Below are 18,085 nucleotides of genomic sequence, written 5' to 3' on the forward strand. Positions count from 1 at the left end.
AACCGACAGCACCCAAAATCCCCCTAAACGGCATGGCTTGAGGGGATTTTGCGTCTGCTCGCGAACCCTAAACGGCCGAGGGCAGCGGACCCCGGGCGGCCGCCCCCCCCCCCCCCACCCGGTAGAGCCGGTCGTCGGCCAACGCGGGAGCCATGATCTGCAGCCCCACCGGCAGCTGGTCGTCAGGGGACAGCCCGGAGGGCACCGACATGCCGCAATGGCCGGCCAGGTTCAGCGGCAGGGTGCACAGGTCGAACAAGTACATCGCCAGCGGATCGTCTACCTTCTCGCCCAGCCGGAAGGCGGTGGTCGGCGTCGCCGGCGACACCAGCACGTCTACAGATCGGTAGGCCTCGTCGAGGTCGCGGGCGATCAACGTCCGCACCTTCTGAGCTTGGTTGTAATAGGCGTCGTAGTAGCCCGCCGACAAGGCGTAGGCGCCAATCATGATGCGCCGCTTGACTTCTGGCCCGAAGCCAGCCGCCCGGGTCAACGCCATCACCTCTTCGGCGCTGTGGGTGCCGTCGTCGCCGACGCGCAGCCCGTAGCGCATAGCGTCGAAGCGCGCCAGGTTGCTCGACACCTCCGACGGCAGGATCAGGTAGTAGGCGGCCAGCGCGTAGTCGAAATGTGGGCAATCGACTTCACTGACCTCTGCACCGAGCGCCCGCAACTGCTCGACCGCGGCCTCGAACGACGCCAGCACGCCAGGCTGGTAGCCCTCGCCACTGTGCAGCTGACGCACCACTCCGACCCGGACGCCCTTCAGGTCACCTGTCGCACCGGCCTTCGCGGCACCGACTACATCGGGTACCTCGGCGGCGATCGACGTGGAGTCGCGGGGGTCGTGCCCGGCGATCACCTGATGCAGCAGCGCCGTGTCCAGCACGGTGCGCGCACATGGGCCACCCTGATCCAGCGACGAGGCACAGGCCACCAGTCCGTACCGGGAGACAGTGCCGTACGTCGGCTTGACGCCGACCGTCGCCGTCAGCGCGGCCGGCTGACGGATGGAACCGCCGGTGTCGGACCCGATGGCCAGTGGCGCCTGGAACGCGGCCAGTGCCGCCGCACTGCCCCCGCCGGAGCCGCCCGGGACCCGCTCGACGTCCCACGGGTTGCGGGTCGGGCCGTAGGCGGAGTTCTCGGTCGACGAACCCATCGCGAACTCGTCCATGTTCGTCTTGCCCAGGATCGGGATCCCGGCCGCGCGCAGCTTGATGGTCAGCGTGGCGTCGTAGGGCGATCGCCAGCCCTGCAGGATCTTGGAGCCGCAGGTGGTCGGCATGTCGACGGTGGTGAACACGTCCTTCAACGCCAGCGGTACTCCGGCCAGCGCCGACGGCAGAGCTTCGCCGGCAGCCAGCGTCTTGTCGACGGCGGCCGCCGCACTGAGTGCCTCGTCAGCGGCCACGTACAGGAAGGCGTGGTAGCGGTCATCGGTCGCCGCGATCTGGTCCAGGCAGGCCTGGGTGATCTCCACCGACGACAACTCGTTGGCGGCGATCCGGGCGGCCAGCGTCGCGGCGTCTGACCGCACGATGTCCGTCACTGGCTTTCCCCCAGAATCTGGGGGACGACGAAGCGGCCTTCAGCGGCTTCGGGCGCCTGGGACAGCGCCTGCTCTTGCGTCAGGCACGGCGTCGTCTCGTCCGGGCGGGTGACATTGACATCCTTGAGCGGGTTGTCGGTCGCTTCGACGCCAGAGACGTCGACGGCCTGGATCTGGCTGACGTGGGTCAGGATGGCGTCCAGTTGGCCGGCGAAGCTGTCCAACTCGGCATCGGTCAACGCCAGCCGGGCCAGCCGGGCCAGGTGGGCCACCTCGTCGCGGGAGATCTTGGGCACGAGCGAAAAGCCTAGCTCGCCGCGTCCGTCGCGCTGGCGTGACGTTCGGCTCCCGCCGTCAAGCTGGCGTGACGCTCGGCAGGCAGAACGCCACTCCCTGTGCAACAGTGTTGGCCGTGCCTTCCTACCTACTGCGCATCGAGCTGGCCGACCGCCCGGGCAGCTTGGGCTCGCTGGCTGTGGCGCTCGGCTCGGTGGGCGCCGACATCCTGTCGCTCGACGTGGTGGAGCGCAGCGGCGGCTATGCGATCGACGACCTGGTCATCGAGCTGCCGTTGGGAGCCATGCCGGACACGCTGATTACCGCCGCCGAGTCGCTGCCCGGCGTCCGGGTCGACAGTGTCCGTCCGCACACCGGTCTGCTCGAGGCCCACCGCGAGCTGGAACTCCTCGACCACGTCGCCGCGGCCCGCGACAACGAATCGAGGCTGCAGGTTCTGGTCGACGAGGCCCCGCGGGTGCTGCGGGTGGCCTGGTGCACGGTGTTGCGCGCCACCGAGGCCGGAGTGCAGCGGCTGGCGGGCAGTCCGGGTGCGCCGGAGACTCGGGCGGATTCGGCGCCGTGGCTGCCGATGGAGCGTGCCGCCCCGCTCGACGGTGGCGCCGACTGGGTGCCGCAATCCTGGCGCGACATGGACATCACGATGGTCGCGGCGCCGTTGGGCGATCCGCACACCGCAGTGGTGCTGGGACGCCCGGGCCCGGAGTTCCGGCCGTCGGAGGTGGCCCGCCTGGGTTACCTGGCCGGCATCGTGGCGACTATGTTGCGCTAGGCCGACGGTGGCGACCCACTTCGCCCGGCTCCGCCGCGCTCGCGATCGCCACTAAACCCGACGGTGGCGACCCGCTTCGCCCCTCTCCGCCGCGCTCGCGATCGCCACTAAACCCGATTTGGTTCAGGCGACTTGGTGGCAACCACTGGGTCGTCGTCCTCCCAGAGCAGCAGTTGACGAACCGCCGGACGCGGCCCGTACGGCCGCAGCATCGTGCTGGCCGGACGCGGCCGCACCCGCTGCGGCCACCAGAACCAGCGGCCCAGCAACGCCGCGATGGACGGTGTCATGAAAGAACGCACGATCAGCGTGTCGAACAACAAGCCGAGGCCGATGGTGGTGCCGATCTGACCCAGGACCACGAAGCCGCTGAACACGAACGCGCACATGGTGATGGCGAAAACCAGTCCGGCCGATGTCACCACCGAACCCGTGCCGGCCATCGCGCGGATGATGCCGGTCTTGAGTCCGGCGCCGATCTCCTCCTTGAAGCGGGAGATCAGCAGCAGGTTGTAGTCGGATCCCACGGCCAACAGCAGGATCACTGCCAGCGCTAGCACCACCCAATACAGTTGGACGCCAAAGATATACTGCCACACCAGGACTGACAAGCCGAAGGACGCACCAAGGGACAGAGCCACCGTGCCGACGATGACCAGGGCCGCCACCAGACTTCGCGTGATGAGCATCATGATCAGCAGGATCAGCGAGATCGCGGCGATTCCCGCGATCATCAGGTCCCACGTGGCGCCGTCCTGGACGTCCTTGTACGTGGCCGCGGTGCCGCCGATGTAGACCTTGGCGTCCGCCATCGGGGTGCCCTTGACAGCTTCGTGCGCGGCCTTCCTGATCGGTTCGATGTGTGAGATGCCCTCCGGGGTCGCGGGGTCACCTTCATGCGTGACGATCATGCGAGCGGCCTTGCCGTCGGGCGAAAGGAACAGCTTCAGACCACGTTTGAAATCGGGGTTGTTGAAAACCTCGGGCGGCAGATAGAAGGTGTCGTCGTTCTTGGCGACGTCGAATGCCCGGCCCAGCGCGGTCGCGTTCTCGATCGCGGACGCGGTCTGGGCGTAGATGCCCGACAGGGTGGCGTAGTTCGCCATGACCAGGTCGCGATTGGTCTGCTGACTGTCGATCTGCGGCGGTATCAATGCCACCAGTTTCGGCTGCAGCGCATCGAGTTGGTCCAAGGTGGCTGTGAGGTCTTCGAATTTCTGGCTGAGCGCGTCGATGCCGTCGAGCGCGTCGAAGATGGACCGCAGCGCAAAGCAGACCGGGATGTCGTAGCAATGCCTTTCCCAGTAGAAATAGCTTCGGATCGGCCTGAAGAAGTCGTCGAAATTGGCGATCTTGTCCCGCAGATCGTTGATCGTGGCGATGGTGTCGCGGAAGTTCTGGGCCTCACTGTGCGTGGTGGCCGCCAACTCCTGTTGCAGGGCGTATTGCTGCTTCAGCAGGTCGATCGTCTTGGCGAGCTCGCCGGCCTGCTTCATCAAGTCGTTGGCGCGATCTCGTTGGTAGGTAAGGTTTTCGGTCTGGTCGGCGCTTTGCGCGCTGATCTGAAATGCCAGTGAGCTGTGCACCAGCGGGGTTCCCAGCGGCCTGGTGATCGCCTGCACCTGGGCAATGCCCGGCGTGTGGAAGACCGCCTTGGCCACCCGGTCCAGGATGAGCATGTCGGCGGGGTTGCGCATGTCGTGATCGGTTTCGATCATCAACAGCTCCGGCTCCAGCCGGGCCCGGGAGAAGTGCCGCTCGGCGGCGGTGAACCCGACATTCGCCGGCGCACTGGCGGGCATGTAGGGCCGGGTGTCATAGCTCGTCTTGTATCCGGCGAGGGAAAGCAGGCCGATGAGGGCCAGCGCGCATGCCACGGAAAGGATCGGGGCGGGCCAGCGGACGATCCCGGTGCCGATCCGCCGCCAGCCGCGCGTTCTCATCGCGCGTTTGGGTTCGAAGCAGCCCACGGCGGCGCCCAGGGTCAACACCGCAGGAGCCAGGGTCAGCGCGGCGGCGAGCGCAACGAGAATGCCCAGCGCGGCGGGAATGCCGAGGCTTTGGAAATACGGCAGCCGAGTGAAGCTCAAACAGAACACCGCGCCGGCCACCGTCAGGCCCGAACCCAGGACGATGTGAGCTGTCCCCCGAAACATGTTGTAGAACGCCGCTTCTCGGTCCTCACCGGAGCTGCGCGCTTCTTGATATCGGCCGACGACAAATATCGCGTAGTCCGTGCCCGCCGCGATCACCAGCAACGTCAGCAGGTTCGTCGAGTACGTCGACAGCCCGATGATCCCGGCGTTTCCGAGAAAGGCGACGATTCCCCGGGCCGCGGCCATCTCGATGAGAACCGTCAACAACACCAGGATCATCGTGATGAAGGAGCGGTAGACGAACAGCAGCATCACCGCGATCACCCCGACGGTGATCGTGGTGACTTTCGCGGTGCCCTTACTGCCCACTTCGAACTGATCCGCAATGAGCGGCGCAGCGCCGGTGACATACGCCTTGACTCCCGGCGGCGGCGGGGTGCGCGCGATGATGTCGCGAACGGCGTCGACGGACTCATTGGCCTGGGCCGAGCCTTGATTGCCGGTCAGGTTCAGCTGCACATACGCGGCCTTGCCGTCCGTGCTCTGCGATCCCGCCGCGGTCAGGGTGTCGCCCCAGAAGTCCTGCACGTGCTCGACGTGCTTGCGGTCCTGCTCCAGCTTGCGGATCAGCGTGTCGTAGTACCGGTGGGCGTCGGCGCCGAGCGGCTGGTCACCTTCCAGGACCACCATTGCCGAGCTGTCGGTGTTGAACTCGCGGAACACCTGGCCGATGCGCTTGGTCGCCTTCAGCGCGGGCGCATCCGGTGAGCTCAGCGCCACGTTATGGACTTTGCCGACGTCTTCCAGTTGCGGCACAAGCGCATTCGTTACCGCGGCCAGGGCCACCCACAACACCAGGATCGGCACCGAGAGCCGCCGGATGGTGTGCGGGAGACGAGGCGGTCGGGGGCTGGTCATCCGGACTTGTCCAGGCAGAAGGTGTATGCGTCCGGTGTGTTGACGGTGCGCTGATCCTTTACTTCGCCGTTGACGATGATGCGGCAGCCGATGGTGTCGCCATTGCCCTGCGCCACGACATTGCCCAATACCGCGGGCTCGGTCGTGGTGATCGTGAACGACCAGGGCAACGGCGCGTTCTTGACTTCCTGCGGTTGCGCGTTGACATCAAGGTAGTTGATGGTCGCCACCGCCCCCGGCGCGCCGAAGACTTCCAGCACGACGTGTTTGGGGTTGAACGGGACGATCTGGTTGGCGAGGCCGCTGTTGGCGGATACGTCGTTGTGTGAGCCGAAGATTCCGTGCAGGCGGTAGATGGCAAATGCCGCGGCTGCGAAGACGATCACCGCGACTAACGCCATCCACCCTCGCTTGACCAGGGGCGCAACCGAAAACCTGTTCACCCGTTTACCTTTCGACGCTCGGGCGATTCGGCCACCTGCATGCGGCACCTCGCGCGCGACCGATGGGTATGACAGTACGGTACTGGACCGTACTGCACAAGAGACGTGACCGTACACTTTACGGCCGGGTTGACACCCAGCCTTCTTACCTGGCGCACCGGGTCAGGCCGGGGATGATGAAGTTGTCGACGAGCGCTTCCACCGTGCTACGGGTTGGCGGATGGTCCGGGACGAGGGACCGGAAGATCAGATATCCCGGCAATAGGTCCCACAGGTCGTCGGTGATGGCGGCCTTCGCGATCTCACCCCGCTCGACGGCTTCGCGGAGTACCTGCTGCATCAACGCTTTGCGCTGATCGATGAAATTGTGCTGAAAGGCGTCGTTGAGTGCGGGGTGGCGTGCCACCTCGACCAACACTGCACGGATGGTACTGGCATGCTGGCGTGACTGCTGGCAACAGATCTCGCCGAGCTTGAGCAGATCGCCGCGCAGGGTGCCGGTGTTCGGCGGGACGGCCACTTGGCGGACGCCCTCGGTGAACGCAGCCAGGACCAGTTCGGCTTTCGACGGCCAGCGCCGGTACACCGTGGCCTTGCTGGCCCGGGCGGTGTTGACCACGGCGTCCACCGTCAACCCGTCATAGCCGTGTTCTTGCAGCAGTTGCAAAGTCACTGCCAGCAACTCGGCCTCGCGTGGCGACCACGGTGATGCGTCGGTGAACGCGCCGGCAGTCTGGGTCATAGCGCCCACCATAGAACTGCAGCGGTCGTGTGGCCGCCTATTGGGTGGCGAGAAGTTCCCCGAGCACTTTCTGGTTGCGCTCGAGCCACTCGGCTTCCTCGCCGGGTGCGGGCATGATCAACCCGGCTTCCATGATCGAGGTGGGATCGATCTCGCTCAGGCCGATCAGCAGTGCCCGGGCATCCTGGCCGGTGATCGAGACCCAGGCTTGCGACAGTTCGGTGAGCAGGCGCGCCCGCGTCTCCCGGTCCCGGCCGGCGCGAATCGTGCCGTTGATCGCCGAACACCGGTTGGGTTTGCCCGCGGTGAAGTAAGCCGACGGGTCGTACTCGGTGAATACGACGTTGACGAATCCGCGCGGTGCACCCGTGACGCGGCAGTGAACATCGGTGATGGCCTCGGCAATGGCGGCACGCTTGTCAGAGCTGAGCGATCCCGCCGCGACGAGGCACTGATAGAACGGCATTGGTCTACTCTCCTCCATCGGGGCCGTCGGCCAAAAGCTTTCGGAATCCCTCTTCGTCGAGGATGGGCACCCCCAGCTCGACCGCCTTGTCGTACTTCGATCCCGGCGAATCGCCCGCGACGACGTAGGAGGTCTTCTTCGATACCGAGCCCGCGGCCTTGCCGCCGCGGGCCACGATCGCCTCCTTGGCCTCGTCGCGGGAAAAACCCGTCAGCGAGCCGGTGACCACGATGGTCAGCCCGGTCAGCGTGCGCGGAATGCTTTCGTCGCGCTCGTCGGCCATCCGCACTCCGGCCGCTCGCCACCTGTCGACGATCTCGCGGTGCCAATCAACGGTGAACCACTCGGTGACGGCCGCTGCGATGGTTGGCCCTACCCCCTCGACCGCCGCCAGCTGCTCGGTGGACGCCTCCCGGATGGCGTCGATGTCGCCGAATTCAGTGGCCAGCGCGCGGGCAGCCGTCGGCCCGACATGGCGGATCGACAGTGCGACCAGCACCCGCCACAGCGGTGCGACCTTGGCTTTGCCGAGGTTGGCCAGCAATCGCTTGCCATTGGCTGACAAATCGCCGGCCTTGGTCCGGAACAGCTCGGTGCGCAGCAGGTCTTCTTCAGTGAGCGCGAACAGGTCACCTTCGCTGCTGATCACCCCGGCTTGCAACAGCGCGACACCGGCCTCGTAGCCCAGCACCTCAATGTCCAGAGCGCTTCGGCTGGCTACGTGAAATACCCGCTCGCGTAGTTGTGCCGGGCAGCGCTGGGCGTTGGGGCAGCGGATGTCCGCGTCGCCCTCCTTCTCGGGCGCCAGCGTGGTACCGCACTCGGGACATGTTGTGGGCATGACGAATTCGCGTTCGGATCCGTCGCGCAGGTCGACCACGGGACCCAGCACCTCGGGGATCACGTCGCCGGCCTTGCGGATCACCACCGTGTCGCCGATCAGCACCCCCTTGCGCTTGACCTCCGAGGCGTTGTGCAGCGTGGCCTGCCCCACCGTGGACCCCGCGACTTTCACCGGAGTCATGAACGCGAACGGCGTGACCCGCCCGGTGCGCCCGACGTTGACCCGGATGTCGAGCAGCTTGGTCTGCGCTTCCTCGGGCGGGTATTTGTACGCGATGGCCCAGCGCGGCGCCCGCGAGGTGGAGCCGAGTCGGCGCTGCAACGCCAACTCGTCGATTTTGACGACCACGCCGTCGATTTCGTGGTCGAGCTCGTGGCGATGCTCGCCCCAGTAATCGATGCGCTCCTGCACGCCGGACATGTCATCCACCAGCGTCGTGTGCTCGGAAACGGGCAGCCCCCAGGCCTTTAACGCCAAATAACCGTCGTGTTGGGTGGGTGGCCGGAATCCTTCGGTGTGCCCCAGTCCGTGGCAGATCATTCGCAGTTTGCGACGGGCCGTGACCGCCGGATCCTTCTGGCGCAGTGAACCCGCGGCGCTGTTGCGTGGGTTGGCGAACGGCGCCTTACCGGCCTCGACCAGGCTCGCGTTGAGCGCCTGGAAGTCGTCCACCCGGAAGAACACCTCGCCGCGAACCTCGAGGACCTTGGGCACCGGGTAATCGTCACTGGCCGTGAGTCTTTCCGGGATGTCGTCGATGGTGCGGGCATTCAGCGTGACGTCTTCGCCGGTGCGGCCGTCACCCCTGGTGGCGGCTCGGGTCAGCCGCCCGTCGCGGTAGACGAGTGACAGGGCGACACCGTCGATCTTGAGCTCGCACAGGTAGTGCGCGCTGTCGCCGATCTCAGCGTGGATGCGCCCGGCCCAGGCGGCGAGTTCGTCGCTGCTGAATGCGTTGTCGAGGCTGAGCATTCGTTCGAGGTGGTCGGCCGGCTCGAAGTCGGTGGCGAACCCTGCGCCGCCGACCAGTTGAGTGGGTGAGTCGGGAGTGCGCAGCTCGGGATGCTCGGCTTCCAGCGCCTCGAGCCTGCGCAGCAGCTTGTCGAACTCCGCGTCGGTGATGATCGGTGCGTCACGCACGTAGTAGCGGAACTGGTGTTCGCGCACCTCCTCGGCGAGGTCCTGCCACTGCCGCAGAACTTCGGGGCGCAACACGTCGGGCGAGCTCACCCTGGCAGGCTATCGAAGCGCTCCGACAATCGCGCGCGAGGTCGTCACATGACACTCAGGCCCCATGGCCCGTTGGGGTTAGGCGCGATGTCTGTGAACTGACGGCTTTCCGTCCAGATTTCACCCGCACACCCCAGACTTCACACCCAAAACGCTTGCCTACCTCAACCGTGACAACTGCTGCGCGTCAAGCTAATTGATGCGCCGGTCGCCCGAGTCCTCAGTCCTCCACATACGCCCGCAGCCAGTCGACCGCGGCATCCCACCGACGTGACAACTGGGTGAGATAGTCGCTGGCGCGGGCCAGCGGCTCCGTCTGCACAGTCCAGACCCGCTCACGACCGCGTCGGCTGCTGGTCACCAAGCCGACCGACTCCAGCAGCAGCAGATGCTTGCTGGCCGCCTGCCTGGTCACCGGAACCACTTGCGTCACTTGCGAAGTAGAGCTCGGTCCGGCGTCGCAGAGCCGCACGATGATACGCAGCCGATTAGGGTCGCCGAGCGCGTCGAAGAGCGGCGCGCCGACGACGGCGGACGCCCTCACCGCTCCAGATACCTGCGCACGAGATCGGTTTGGATGGCCCAGCCTTCCGAATTGGCCTCGAAGGAGGCATTGCGACGCGCTTCGGGGATGGCGTCGAAGCCGGATTCGACGATGGTGAGCCGCACGCCATCGGGGGTTTCCGACAGGGTGAATTCGACCAGCGTGGTCGGCTCGCGGTCATAGTCGACATGCTGGTCGATCGCAAACGGATGCCAGCGGTAGGCGAAGCGCCGCTGCGGCTCGATCGCAACGATCTGCCAGACGCTCTTCACCCCGGCGTGCGCTTCCTGACGCTCGGCGACGCCGGCGTCGACGGTGGTCGGGACAATTGCCGCGGTGACGGTGCCACCGGCGATGAAAGGGCCGTCGAAGCGCACTCCGAACCACTGCCCGAACTCCTCGGCGTCGCTGATCGCGCGCCATACCCGGTCCAGCGGCGCCCGCAACAGCACCTGTTTCTCGATCCGATCGATGCTCATATGCAACCTCCTGGTTGCCTTTCAGCCAACCATGCCCGATGACAAAACGCAACCTTTTGGTTGCCTATCAGATCGCCTCGGGGTCCTGACTGAACGCTTCGGCGGCCTTGCGGGCGAGCTCTATCGCGGTGCGTGCCCACTGCGGAGTGGCGCCGGCCAGGCCACACGCCGGGGTGACCCCGATGCGGTCGCGCAGCGCCGAGCGGGCGAAGCCGAGCCGATCGGTCACCTTGACCACGGCACCGGCCACTTCCTCGGCAGATGGCCGTCGGTTCGGGGCGCTGGTGGCCACCACGCCCAACATCACGGTGCGGCCCGATTCCACGAATGCGGCAACACCATCCAGATCGGAGGCACTCAACGTGCTCGCATCCACCGATACCGAACGAATTCCGCTGCTTTGCAACAAGTTCCACGGCAGCCCGGGCGAACAGCTGTGTAGCAGCACATCGGCTCCCACGCCGATGACGCAGGTGTCCAGCAACGCCCCGGCCACCGTTTCGTCAAGCGCGGCAACCGGACTCAGTGCGGTAACCCCGGTCAGCCGACCGTCCAGTGCCGCGGGCAGCGACGGCTCGTCGAGCTGCACCACCACCGGTGTGTCGAGGCGACGGGCCAGGGCCGCCCGGTGTGCGGCAACGCCTTCGGCCAGTGACGCGGCCAGGTCGCGCACAGCGCCCGCGTCGGTGATCGCCCGGTGGCCGTTGGCCAGCTCGAGCCCTGCAGCCAGCGTGATCGGCCCCGGCGCCTGCACCTTGAGCACCCGCCCGCCGCCGCGCAGACCGGCCGTCTCCCACGCCTCTTCGAGGGCGTCCATGTCCTCGTCGAGCAGGCTCACCGCCCTGCGTGTCACCGCTCCGGGCCGCGCAGCGATGCGGTAGCCGCGCGGCATGGTGTCGAGGGCCACGTCGATCAAGAGCGCACCTGCCCGGCCTAGCATGTCCGCGCCCACTCCCCTGGCGGGCAGCTCGACGATGTGGGCCAGTGCATCGGCCAGCTCACCGACGACAACCTCGGCTGCCTGCCGTGCGGCGGTGCCGGGCCAGGATCCGATGCCGCTGGCCTTCACCGCGAGCGGTGCGAAAACACTCACCCGCCAACCGTATTCGAACTATCCTCGAACACCGGTCACCAGGGGTGTCTTGCGGTCGCCGGCTTGGGTAGGTTCGGGGGATGGCAGGGTTGGCGCGGTCGCTGCTTTTGTGCGGCGCGCTGTTGGCGACGGCGGCGTGCACGCGCGTGGTAGACGGCACTGCGTTACCCGGATTCGGCCCCGCCGCCAAAGGCATTCAGGGCGTCAACGTCGACCGGATCCTGCTCGAACAGCCCCGGATGGGCGCGATCACCGGCGCCGGTGAGCACCTGACGATCATCCCCACCATGGACGGCCGGTCTCCGGTGGATATCGAAGGCCTTGCCCAAACCGCGCCGCTCGCGTGCCGGTTCATCTACGCCGAAACCGCAACGTTCGGGCCCGACGTCGAGGAATTCCACAAAACCACATTCCAGGACCCGCCGGACGGCGCCCTGATCTCTGAGGGCGCTGCGGCCTACCGCGATGCCGCCACCGCCCGGCGCGCATTCGACACCCTGGTCAGCACCGTGCACGATTGTGCGGCCACCCCGGACGGCCTGTCCTACATCGGCACCTGGAAGGCTGATGCTGATTCGCTGCGTATCCGGCCCGGGGGCTGTGGCCGTGATTACCGCGTCTTGTCGGTGGCGTTGCTCGAGGTCACCTTCTGCGGCTTTCCGCCCTCGGTTTCCGACATCGTGATGACCAACATCGTGGCCAACATCCCGCGCTGAGTTCAGCGGCCTCCGGCAGGGCAGCGCACGCGGTGAACACGGCGACCTGGAAATACCGGTAAGCTCCCCGTCGTGGAACCCGGGGACCTCGAATCACGCGTCACCGCGCTGGAACACCAGGTTCGCGACCTGAGGACACGAGTGCAGGCGAGCGAACAAGACGCCGCCGCCGCCCGGGTACTGGCCGGAGCCGCCGACCGCGACGTCAGTGAGTTCCGCGGCGAGCTCCGCGAGTTCCGCAGTGACCTTCGTGAGTTCCGCCAAGCCACGACGGCAAGTTTCAACGCCATGCGAGAGGACTTTGTCGACCTCCGCCAGGACTTCGTCGATCTCCGTCAGGACTTCGCCGGCCTCCGCGAGCATGTCGATCAAGGCTTCATCGAGATGCGTGGCAAATTCGATGCCACCGCGGCGGGACAACAGCGAATCGTAGAGCTTCTGCACACCATCGTCACCGATCAAGGACCAGACCAGCGGTCCGAGTAGGCCTTCGTGATTTCGCTCAGTTGCGCCCGCGTGCCGGCGATCGTCGCGCTGCCCAGCACCTCATCGCCGTCGGGGTCAGGGCGGTACAGCACCAGCGACTGGCCGCGCGCCACGCCGCGCAGCGGGGAACGCAATCCGACGACAAGCTCGGCGCCTACCAATTCGGCTACGGCACTGACTGTTTCGCCATGGGCCCGGACTTGTACTACGCATTCGAGCGGTCCCGACGGCGGGGCTCCCCCGGTGAAAACCGGGTCACGTCCCGTCAGCTCGTACACGTCGAGGTCTTGTGCGTCACCGACATGGACCGTCGCGGTGCCGGCATCGATTGCCGTGACATAGCGGGGGCGGCCGTCCGGGCCCGGTCCGGCGATGCCCAGGCCTTTGCGCTGACCGATGGTGAAACCGTGCACCCCGTCATGCTCGGCCACTACCGCGCCTTCGGCGTTGACGACGGCGCCCCGGCGGACCCCGATGCGCTCGCCCAGAAAGGCTCTGGTGTTCCCGGACGGGATGAAGCAGATGTCGTGGCTGTCGGGCTTGGCGGCGACGGCCAGGCCGCGCCGGGCCGCTTCGGCACGGATCTGCGGTTTGGGGGTGTCCCCGATCGGGAACGCGGCGTGACGCAACTGCTGGGCGGTCAGCACCGCCAACACATAGGACTGGTCCTTGTCCCGGTCGACGGCGCGCCGCAGGCGTCCGTGCGACAGCCGGGCGTAGTGGCCGGTGGCTACCACGTCGAAGCCGAGCGCCAGCGCTCGTGCAGCCAAGGCCGCGAACTTGATTCGCTGGTTGCATCGCACACAGGGGTTGGGGGTTTCCCCGCGGGCGTAGGACGAGACGAAGTCGTCGATCACGTCAGCCTTGAACTTTTCCGCGAAATCCCAGACATAGAACGGTATTCCGAGAACATCGGCGACCCGGCGCGCGTCGGCGGCGTCTTCTTTCGAGCAGCAGCCGCGCGAGCCGGTGCGCAGCGTACGGGGCGCGCTGGACAACGCCAGATGCACACCGACCACGTCGTGCCCGGCGTCGACCATGCGGGCGGCGGCGACCGACGAGTCGACACCGCCGCTCATCGCGGCGAGCACCTTCACCCGGACGACCCCGCGGCGGCCAGGGCGGCGCGGCGGGCGCGCTCGACGGCCGCCGGAAGCACACGCAGGGCGGCGTCGACGTCGGCTTCGACACTGGTGTGGCCCAGGGAAAGGCGTAGCGACCCACGCGCGCTGGCCGGGTCGGCTCCCATCGCGATCAGCACATGCGACGGCTGCGCCACGCCGGCGGTGCAGGCCGACCCGGTCGAACACTCGATTCCATTGGCGTCCAACAACATCAAAAGAGCGTCGCCCTCACAACCGCGGAAAGTGAAGTGCGCGTTGCCCGGAAGTCGCAATGCGCCTCCGGCGCCGTTGAGCCGGACGTCGTCGATCTCGGCCAGGACGCCCTCGACCAACCGGTCGCGGAGCGACCGCAGCCGCGCGCTATTGGCCTCCAGTCCGTCCACGGCGATCTGCGCTGCCGTGGCCATCCCGACGGCGCCCGCGACATCGGGCGTGCCGGAACGGATGTCACGCTCCTGCCCGCCACCGTGCGACAGCGGCACACAGCCGACGTCGCGGCGCACCAGCAGCGCTCCCACCCCCGGCGGACCACCGAACTTGTGGGCGGCGACACTCATCGCCGAGAGCCCACTCGCCGGGAAATCGACGGGCAGCTGACCGACCGCCTGAACAGCGTCGCTGTGCATCGGTACACCGAATTCGGCTGCGACAGCCGCGAGTTCGGCCATAGGCATGATGGTGCCGACCTCGTTGTTGGCCCACATCACCGATACCAACGCGACGTCGTCATGGGCTTCCAGCGCCTCGCGCAGCGCAGCCGCCGACACCGAGCCGTCGGACCCGGTGGGTAGCCAACTCACTTGAGCGCCTTCGTGTTCGGCAAGCCAGTTCACCGAGTCGAGCACCGCATGGTGTTCGACTTCCGTGGTGATGATGCGTCGGTGTCGCGACTCCGCGTCACGGCGGGCCCAATAGATGCCCTTCACGGCCAGGTTGTCGCTCTCGGTGCCGCCGGCGGTGAATATCACCTCCGACGGACGCGCGCCGAGTTTTTCCGCGATCAGCTCACGGGATTCCTCGACGCGCCGCCGTGCTGTGCGGCCGCTGGTGTGCAGCGACGAGGCGTTACCGACCGTGCCGAGCACAGCCGTCATCGCCTCGACGGCGGCGGGGTGCATCGGGGTGGTGGCAGCGTGATCCAGGTAGACCATGACGCGCCCCAGAATACCGGCCGGCCGAGACGGTCAGCTCCCTCAGGCCACCAGCACGTGCTCGTGACCCGATTGCCGGGCAATCCCCAGCTGAACCGCGCTCTGGCAGCGCCGGGCCAGCTCGCGACGGTCGCTACCCGGCAGCTGCAGGGATTCCACCCGCACCCGCGCCACTGTGCGGCCCGCCGACAGCAGCCGCCCGACGGACCGCAGCAGGCTGTCGTCGCCGACGTACGCCGGGATGGTCGATACGGTTCCGTCGACGTGGTGGTACGTCAGCCGAAGTGGCTGGACCGGGCGGTTCGTGTCGATCGCGGCCTGGAACATCGCCGGATAGAAGAGTCCAGAACCGCGGTGGTCGCCGCCGGCAGCACCGCACCAGGTGGTGCCCTCCGGGAATACCACCACGGTCTGACCGGCCCGCAGCCGGCGGGCGACGGCGTCCACCACCCCGGGCAGGCGCCGCAGACTGGCCCGTTCGATCGGGATGATCTTCAGGATGCGGGCCACGACGCCGGTCGCGGGCCCGGTGAACATGTCGGCGCGGGCGACGAAGGAGCCCGGCAGCACTGCACCGATGGCGAAGGCGTCCAGCCAGGAAATGTGGTCGCTGACCACCAGGACGCCGCTCAGGTTGCGAATCGGGCTGCCCGACACGGTGATTCGAACTCCGAAACAGCGCAGCACCAACCGGCAGTAGCCGCGTTGCACCCGGGTGCGGCCAGGTAGCGGCACAGCCAGCAACGGCAGCCCCGGCAGCAGCAATAGCCCTGCCACTGCGCGGCGCGCCACCCGTAGGTACACCAAGCACCGCCGCCATCCGGCTGCGTCGCGAACACTCACACAGCTCACGTCGCACGAGGCGCGGGGCAGCCAGGCATGGCCGGTGTTCACGGTGCCGTGCCGCCGGCGATCGTCGAGGCTGCTGACACCGACCGCAGCCGCTTCAGGTACCGCGTGTCGGCGTTCTGCTTGCTCAGCAGCACGCAGAAGTCACCGACGCCGAAATCCGGGTCGTGGGCGGGTTCACCGCACACCTGGGCACCCAGGCGCAGGTAACCGCGCAGCAGCGGCGGCACCGACGGTCGTTGCGGCGGTGGAATGTCGTCGAGGGCTGTGCCGTTCACCCGCACCGGGCGGTACGGGCGCACCCGGTAGTGGCGCGCAACGGCATGGCGGCTCAGCACGAAGTCCCGCACTCCGCGCAGCTCGGCGCCCGGAGCCTGGCCATCGCCGTCGATGGGCACCGATACGCACCCCGTCACGTAGTCATAGCCGCAGTGGTCCAGGTAGGCCAGGATGCCGGCCCACATCAGCAGCACCACACCACCGTTGCGATGCCCTTCGCGCACCGCGGCGCGGCCCATCTCGACCAGCGACGGTCGCAGCGGGTCGAACGCACCGACATCGAATTCCGTTGCGGTATAAAGTCCCCCGGCGGCGATAGCACCCGTCGGCGGCAACATCCGGTAACACCCCACCAACTCACCGGTGTTGTCTTCGCGAACCAGCAGGTGGTCGCAGTATTCGTCGAAGCGGTCCTCATCTCGGTGGCTGTCACCCGACAGGGTGAAGCCGGGTGCGCTACTGAACACCTGGTAGCGGAGCCGCTGCGCCGCCTCGATAAGGCTGGGGTCGGTCGATAGCAGCAGGGAATAGCGCGGCCCGTCAGCCGACCCCGCAACCGGGGAAGCCGAAGATCCGCCGGGTTTGTCGCCGGCTATCAGAACAGAAGCAATGCTCATAGGCACCAACGTGTCGCAGACGATGATCCAGCCGGCATCGCTGCGCTGACATGTCGGTGCACGTCAGATGACTAATTGTGCGGATTTGATCCGGCGATATGTGATGCGTCGAGCAGAACCTCGCCGGTGTGACGAGGATCGCTCTCCGGCACTTCTGAAGTGACGTGCTTTTAGTGTGAACTGACGGCTTTGCGCGTGAATCCTGGGCTTTCATTGTCACTCTAGGGCGGGAATCGGCGCGGATCTTCGCCCAGGATTCACCTTGAAAGCCCAGGATTCACTTTGAAAGCCCAGGATTCACGCCGAAAGCCGAAGACGAACGCCGCCACCGGCGCCACGACATAGGCCTCTTTGTCCGGCTCCCAGCATCAATCGCTTTGCGACGGAGGACTAGCCCTTGCGGGCCTTGATCGCCTCCGTCAGCTGTGGCGCCACCTTGAACAGGTCGCCGACCACACCGTAGTCGGCGATCTCGAAGATGGGGGCCTCTTCGTCCTTGTTGACCGCAACAATGGTCTTGGAGGTCTGCATGCCGGCGCGGTGCTGGATCGCCCCGGAGATGCCCAGCGCGATGTAGAGCTGCGGCGACACCGTCTTACCGGTCTGGCCCACCTGGAACTGGCCCGGGTAGTAGCCGGAGTCGACCGCGGCACGTGACGCGCCGACGGCGGCACCCAGCGAGTCCGCCAGCGCCTCGACCACGTTGAAGTTCTCGGCGCTGCCAACTCCACGACCACCGGACACCACGACTGTGGCCTCGGTGAGCTCCGGCCGGTCACCAGCGACCGCGGGCTCGCGGGCGGTGACCTTGGTGGCGTTCTCGGCGGGCTCCGGCACCTCCACCGTGACCTGCTCGCCCGCGCCGTCAGCCGGCTCCGCCTCGACGGCACCGGCCCGCACCGTGATCACCGGGGTATCGCCGTTGGCCTGCGCCTCGACGGTGAACGCGCCACCGAAGATGGAGTGCACGCCTTTGCCGCCCTCTTTGACCTCGACCACGTCGACCAACAGGCCCGACCCGATCCGCGCTGCCAGCCGGCCGGCGGTCTCCTTGCCGTCGGCGCTGGCGGCCAGCAACACCGCGGCGGGAGCCGACGACTCGGCCAGCCCGGCCAGTACGTCGACCACAGGGGTGATCAGGTACTTGTCGACGGCGTCGGACTCGGCGACGTAGATCTTGGCGGCTCCGGCCGCCTTGAGCCCGTCGGTCAGCGGGGCGGCGGTTCCCGGCGCACCGACGATGACGGCAGCCGGCTCGCCCAGCGCACGGGCGGCGGTGATCAGTTCGGCGGTGACCTTCTTCAGCGCACCTTCAGCGTGCTCGACGAGCACGAGTACTTCAGCCATGGGTTATTCGCTCTTCTCGTCTTGGATGGATCGTCTCAGG

18 protein-coding genes are annotated in these 18,085 nt (G+C 67.0%); 3 read left to right on the forward strand and 15 right to left on the reverse strand.

Annotated features, from left to right (window positions below):
• Nucleotides 1-67 precede the first annotated feature (67 nt).
• Both gatA and gatC read right to left on the reverse strand, forming a co-directional pair.
• Nucleotides 68-1,552: an Asp-tRNA(Asn)/Glu-tRNA(Gln) amidotransferase subunit GatA gene (gene gatA / locus A9W99_RS15750; protein ID WP_067379661.1), complete on the reverse strand. Its 1,485-nt coding sequence runs from the start codon at nucleotides 1,550-1,552 to the stop codon at nucleotides 68-70.
• Nucleotides 1,549-1,848: an Asp-tRNA(Asn)/Glu-tRNA(Gln) amidotransferase subunit GatC gene (gene gatC / locus A9W99_RS15755; RefSeq protein ID WP_067379664.1), complete on the reverse strand. Its 300-nt coding sequence runs from the start codon at nucleotides 1,846-1,848 to the stop codon at nucleotides 1,549-1,551. The genes gatA and gatC overlap by 4 nt, the downstream gene beginning before the upstream one ends.
• A gap of 116 nt (nucleotides 1,849-1,964) precedes the next feature.
• On the opposite strand from gatC, the gene A9W99_RS15760 reads away from it, so the two are divergent.
• On the forward strand, nucleotides 1,965-2,621 hold the full coding sequence (locus A9W99_RS15760) for an amino acid-binding protein (RefSeq protein WP_156623128.1): 657 nt from the start codon (nucleotides 1,965-1,967) through the stop codon (nucleotides 2,619-2,621).
• A 107-nt stretch (nucleotides 2,622-2,728) separates the two neighbouring features.
• Here the strand turns inward: A9W99_RS15760 and A9W99_RS15765 are convergent, their stop codons facing one another.
• The 8 genes from A9W99_RS15765 to A9W99_RS15800 all read right to left on the reverse strand — a co-directional run bounded on the left by A9W99_RS15765 (nucleotide 2,729) and on the right by A9W99_RS15800 (nucleotide 11,476).
• Entirely contained in the window at nucleotides 2,729-5,635 is a 2,907-nt protein-coding gene (locus A9W99_RS15765; protein WP_067379672.1) for an RND family transporter, read from the reverse strand.
• On the reverse strand, nucleotides 5,632-6,078 hold the full coding sequence (locus A9W99_RS15770; RefSeq protein WP_216639733.1) for an MmpS family transport accessory protein: 447 nt from the start codon (nucleotides 6,076-6,078) through the stop codon (nucleotides 5,632-5,634). Before A9W99_RS15770 ends, A9W99_RS15765 begins: the two co-directional genes overlap by 4 nt.
• 145 nt (nucleotides 6,079-6,223) lie before the next feature.
• A complete protein-coding gene (locus tag A9W99_RS15775; RefSeq protein ID WP_253869916.1) occupies nucleotides 6,224-6,832 on the reverse strand; it encodes a TetR/AcrR family transcriptional regulator in 609 nt (202 codons plus the stop codon).
• A 25-nt stretch (nucleotides 6,833-6,857) separates the two neighbouring features.
• Nucleotides 6,858-7,286: a tautomerase family protein gene (locus A9W99_RS15780; protein ID WP_067379678.1), complete on the reverse strand. Its 429-nt coding sequence runs from the start codon at nucleotides 7,284-7,286 to the stop codon at nucleotides 6,858-6,860.
• Nucleotides 7,287-7,290: 4 nt separating this feature from the next.
• Entirely contained in the window at nucleotides 7,291-9,360 is a 2,070-nt protein-coding gene (gene ligA, locus A9W99_RS15785) for an NAD-dependent DNA ligase LigA (RefSeq protein ID WP_067379681.1), read from the reverse strand.
• Nucleotides 9,361-9,580: 220 nt separating this feature from the next.
• On the reverse strand, nucleotides 9,581-9,904 hold the full coding sequence (locus A9W99_RS15790; RefSeq protein WP_156623129.1) for a helix-turn-helix transcriptional regulator: 324 nt from the start codon (nucleotides 9,902-9,904) through the stop codon (nucleotides 9,581-9,583).
• The gene (locus A9W99_RS15795; RefSeq protein ID WP_067379687.1) at nucleotides 9,901-10,383 is read right to left on the reverse strand and encodes an SRPBCC family protein; all 483 of its coding nucleotides are present in this window, start codon (nucleotides 10,381-10,383) and stop codon (nucleotides 9,901-9,903) included. The genes A9W99_RS15790 and A9W99_RS15795 overlap by 4 nt, the downstream gene beginning before the upstream one ends.
• Before the next feature lie 67 nt (nucleotides 10,384-10,450).
• Nucleotides 10,451-11,476 (reverse strand): methionine synthase, encoded by a 1,026-nt coding sequence (locus A9W99_RS15800; protein WP_067379691.1) that lies wholly within the window; start codon nucleotides 11,474-11,476, stop codon nucleotides 10,451-10,453.
• 80 nt (nucleotides 11,477-11,556) lie between these two features.
• Here A9W99_RS15800 and A9W99_RS15805 point away from each other — a divergent pair, with 80 nt between their 5' ends.
• Entirely contained in the window at nucleotides 11,557-12,192 is a 636-nt protein-coding gene (locus A9W99_RS15805; protein ID WP_067379693.1) for a sensor domain-containing protein, read from the forward strand.
• A 72-nt stretch (nucleotides 12,193-12,264) separates the two neighbouring features.
• Nucleotides 12,265-12,678: a hypothetical protein gene (locus A9W99_RS26980; protein WP_082930023.1), complete on the forward strand. Its 414-nt coding sequence runs from the start codon at nucleotides 12,265-12,267 to the stop codon at nucleotides 12,676-12,678.
• Here A9W99_RS26980 and mnmA read toward each other — a convergent pair.
• The 5 genes from mnmA to A9W99_RS15835 all read right to left on the reverse strand — a co-directional run bounded on the left by mnmA (nucleotide 12,651) and on the right by A9W99_RS15835 (nucleotide 18,045).
• Nucleotides 12,651-13,775 (reverse strand): tRNA 2-thiouridine(34) synthase MnmA, encoded by a 1,125-nt coding sequence (gene mnmA, locus A9W99_RS15815; RefSeq protein ID WP_067379699.1) that lies wholly within the window; start codon nucleotides 13,773-13,775, stop codon nucleotides 12,651-12,653. The genes A9W99_RS26980 and mnmA overlap by 28 nt on opposite strands.
• Nucleotides 13,772-14,953, reverse strand: a complete 1,182-nt coding sequence (locus tag A9W99_RS15820) for a cysteine desulfurase family protein (protein ID WP_067379702.1) — start codon at nucleotides 14,951-14,953, stop codon at nucleotides 13,772-13,774. The genes mnmA and A9W99_RS15820 overlap by 4 nt, the downstream gene beginning before the upstream one ends.
• A gap of 42 nt (nucleotides 14,954-14,995) precedes the next feature.
• Nucleotides 14,996-15,847, reverse strand: a complete 852-nt coding sequence (locus A9W99_RS15825) for a 1-acyl-sn-glycerol-3-phosphate acyltransferase (RefSeq protein ID WP_067379711.1) — start codon at nucleotides 15,845-15,847, stop codon at nucleotides 14,996-14,998.
• Complete coding sequence (locus tag A9W99_RS15830) at nucleotides 15,844-16,698, reverse strand: GNAT family N-acetyltransferase (protein ID WP_067379719.1); 855 nt, start codon at nucleotides 16,696-16,698, stop codon at nucleotides 15,844-15,846. Before A9W99_RS15830 ends, A9W99_RS15825 begins: the two co-directional genes overlap by 4 nt.
• Before the next feature lie 390 nt (nucleotides 16,699-17,088).
• The gene (locus A9W99_RS15835) at nucleotides 17,089-18,045 is read right to left on the reverse strand and encodes an electron transfer flavoprotein subunit alpha/FixB family protein (RefSeq protein ID WP_067379727.1); all 957 of its coding nucleotides are present in this window, start codon (nucleotides 18,043-18,045) and stop codon (nucleotides 17,089-17,091) included.
• Nucleotides 18,046-18,085: the final 40 nt, after the last annotated feature.

Origin of the sequence: Mycobacterium sp. 1164966.3, assembly GCF_001665395.1 — a bacterium.
Classification (GTDB): domain Bacteria; phylum Actinomycetota; class Actinomycetes; order Mycobacteriales; family Mycobacteriaceae; genus Mycobacterium.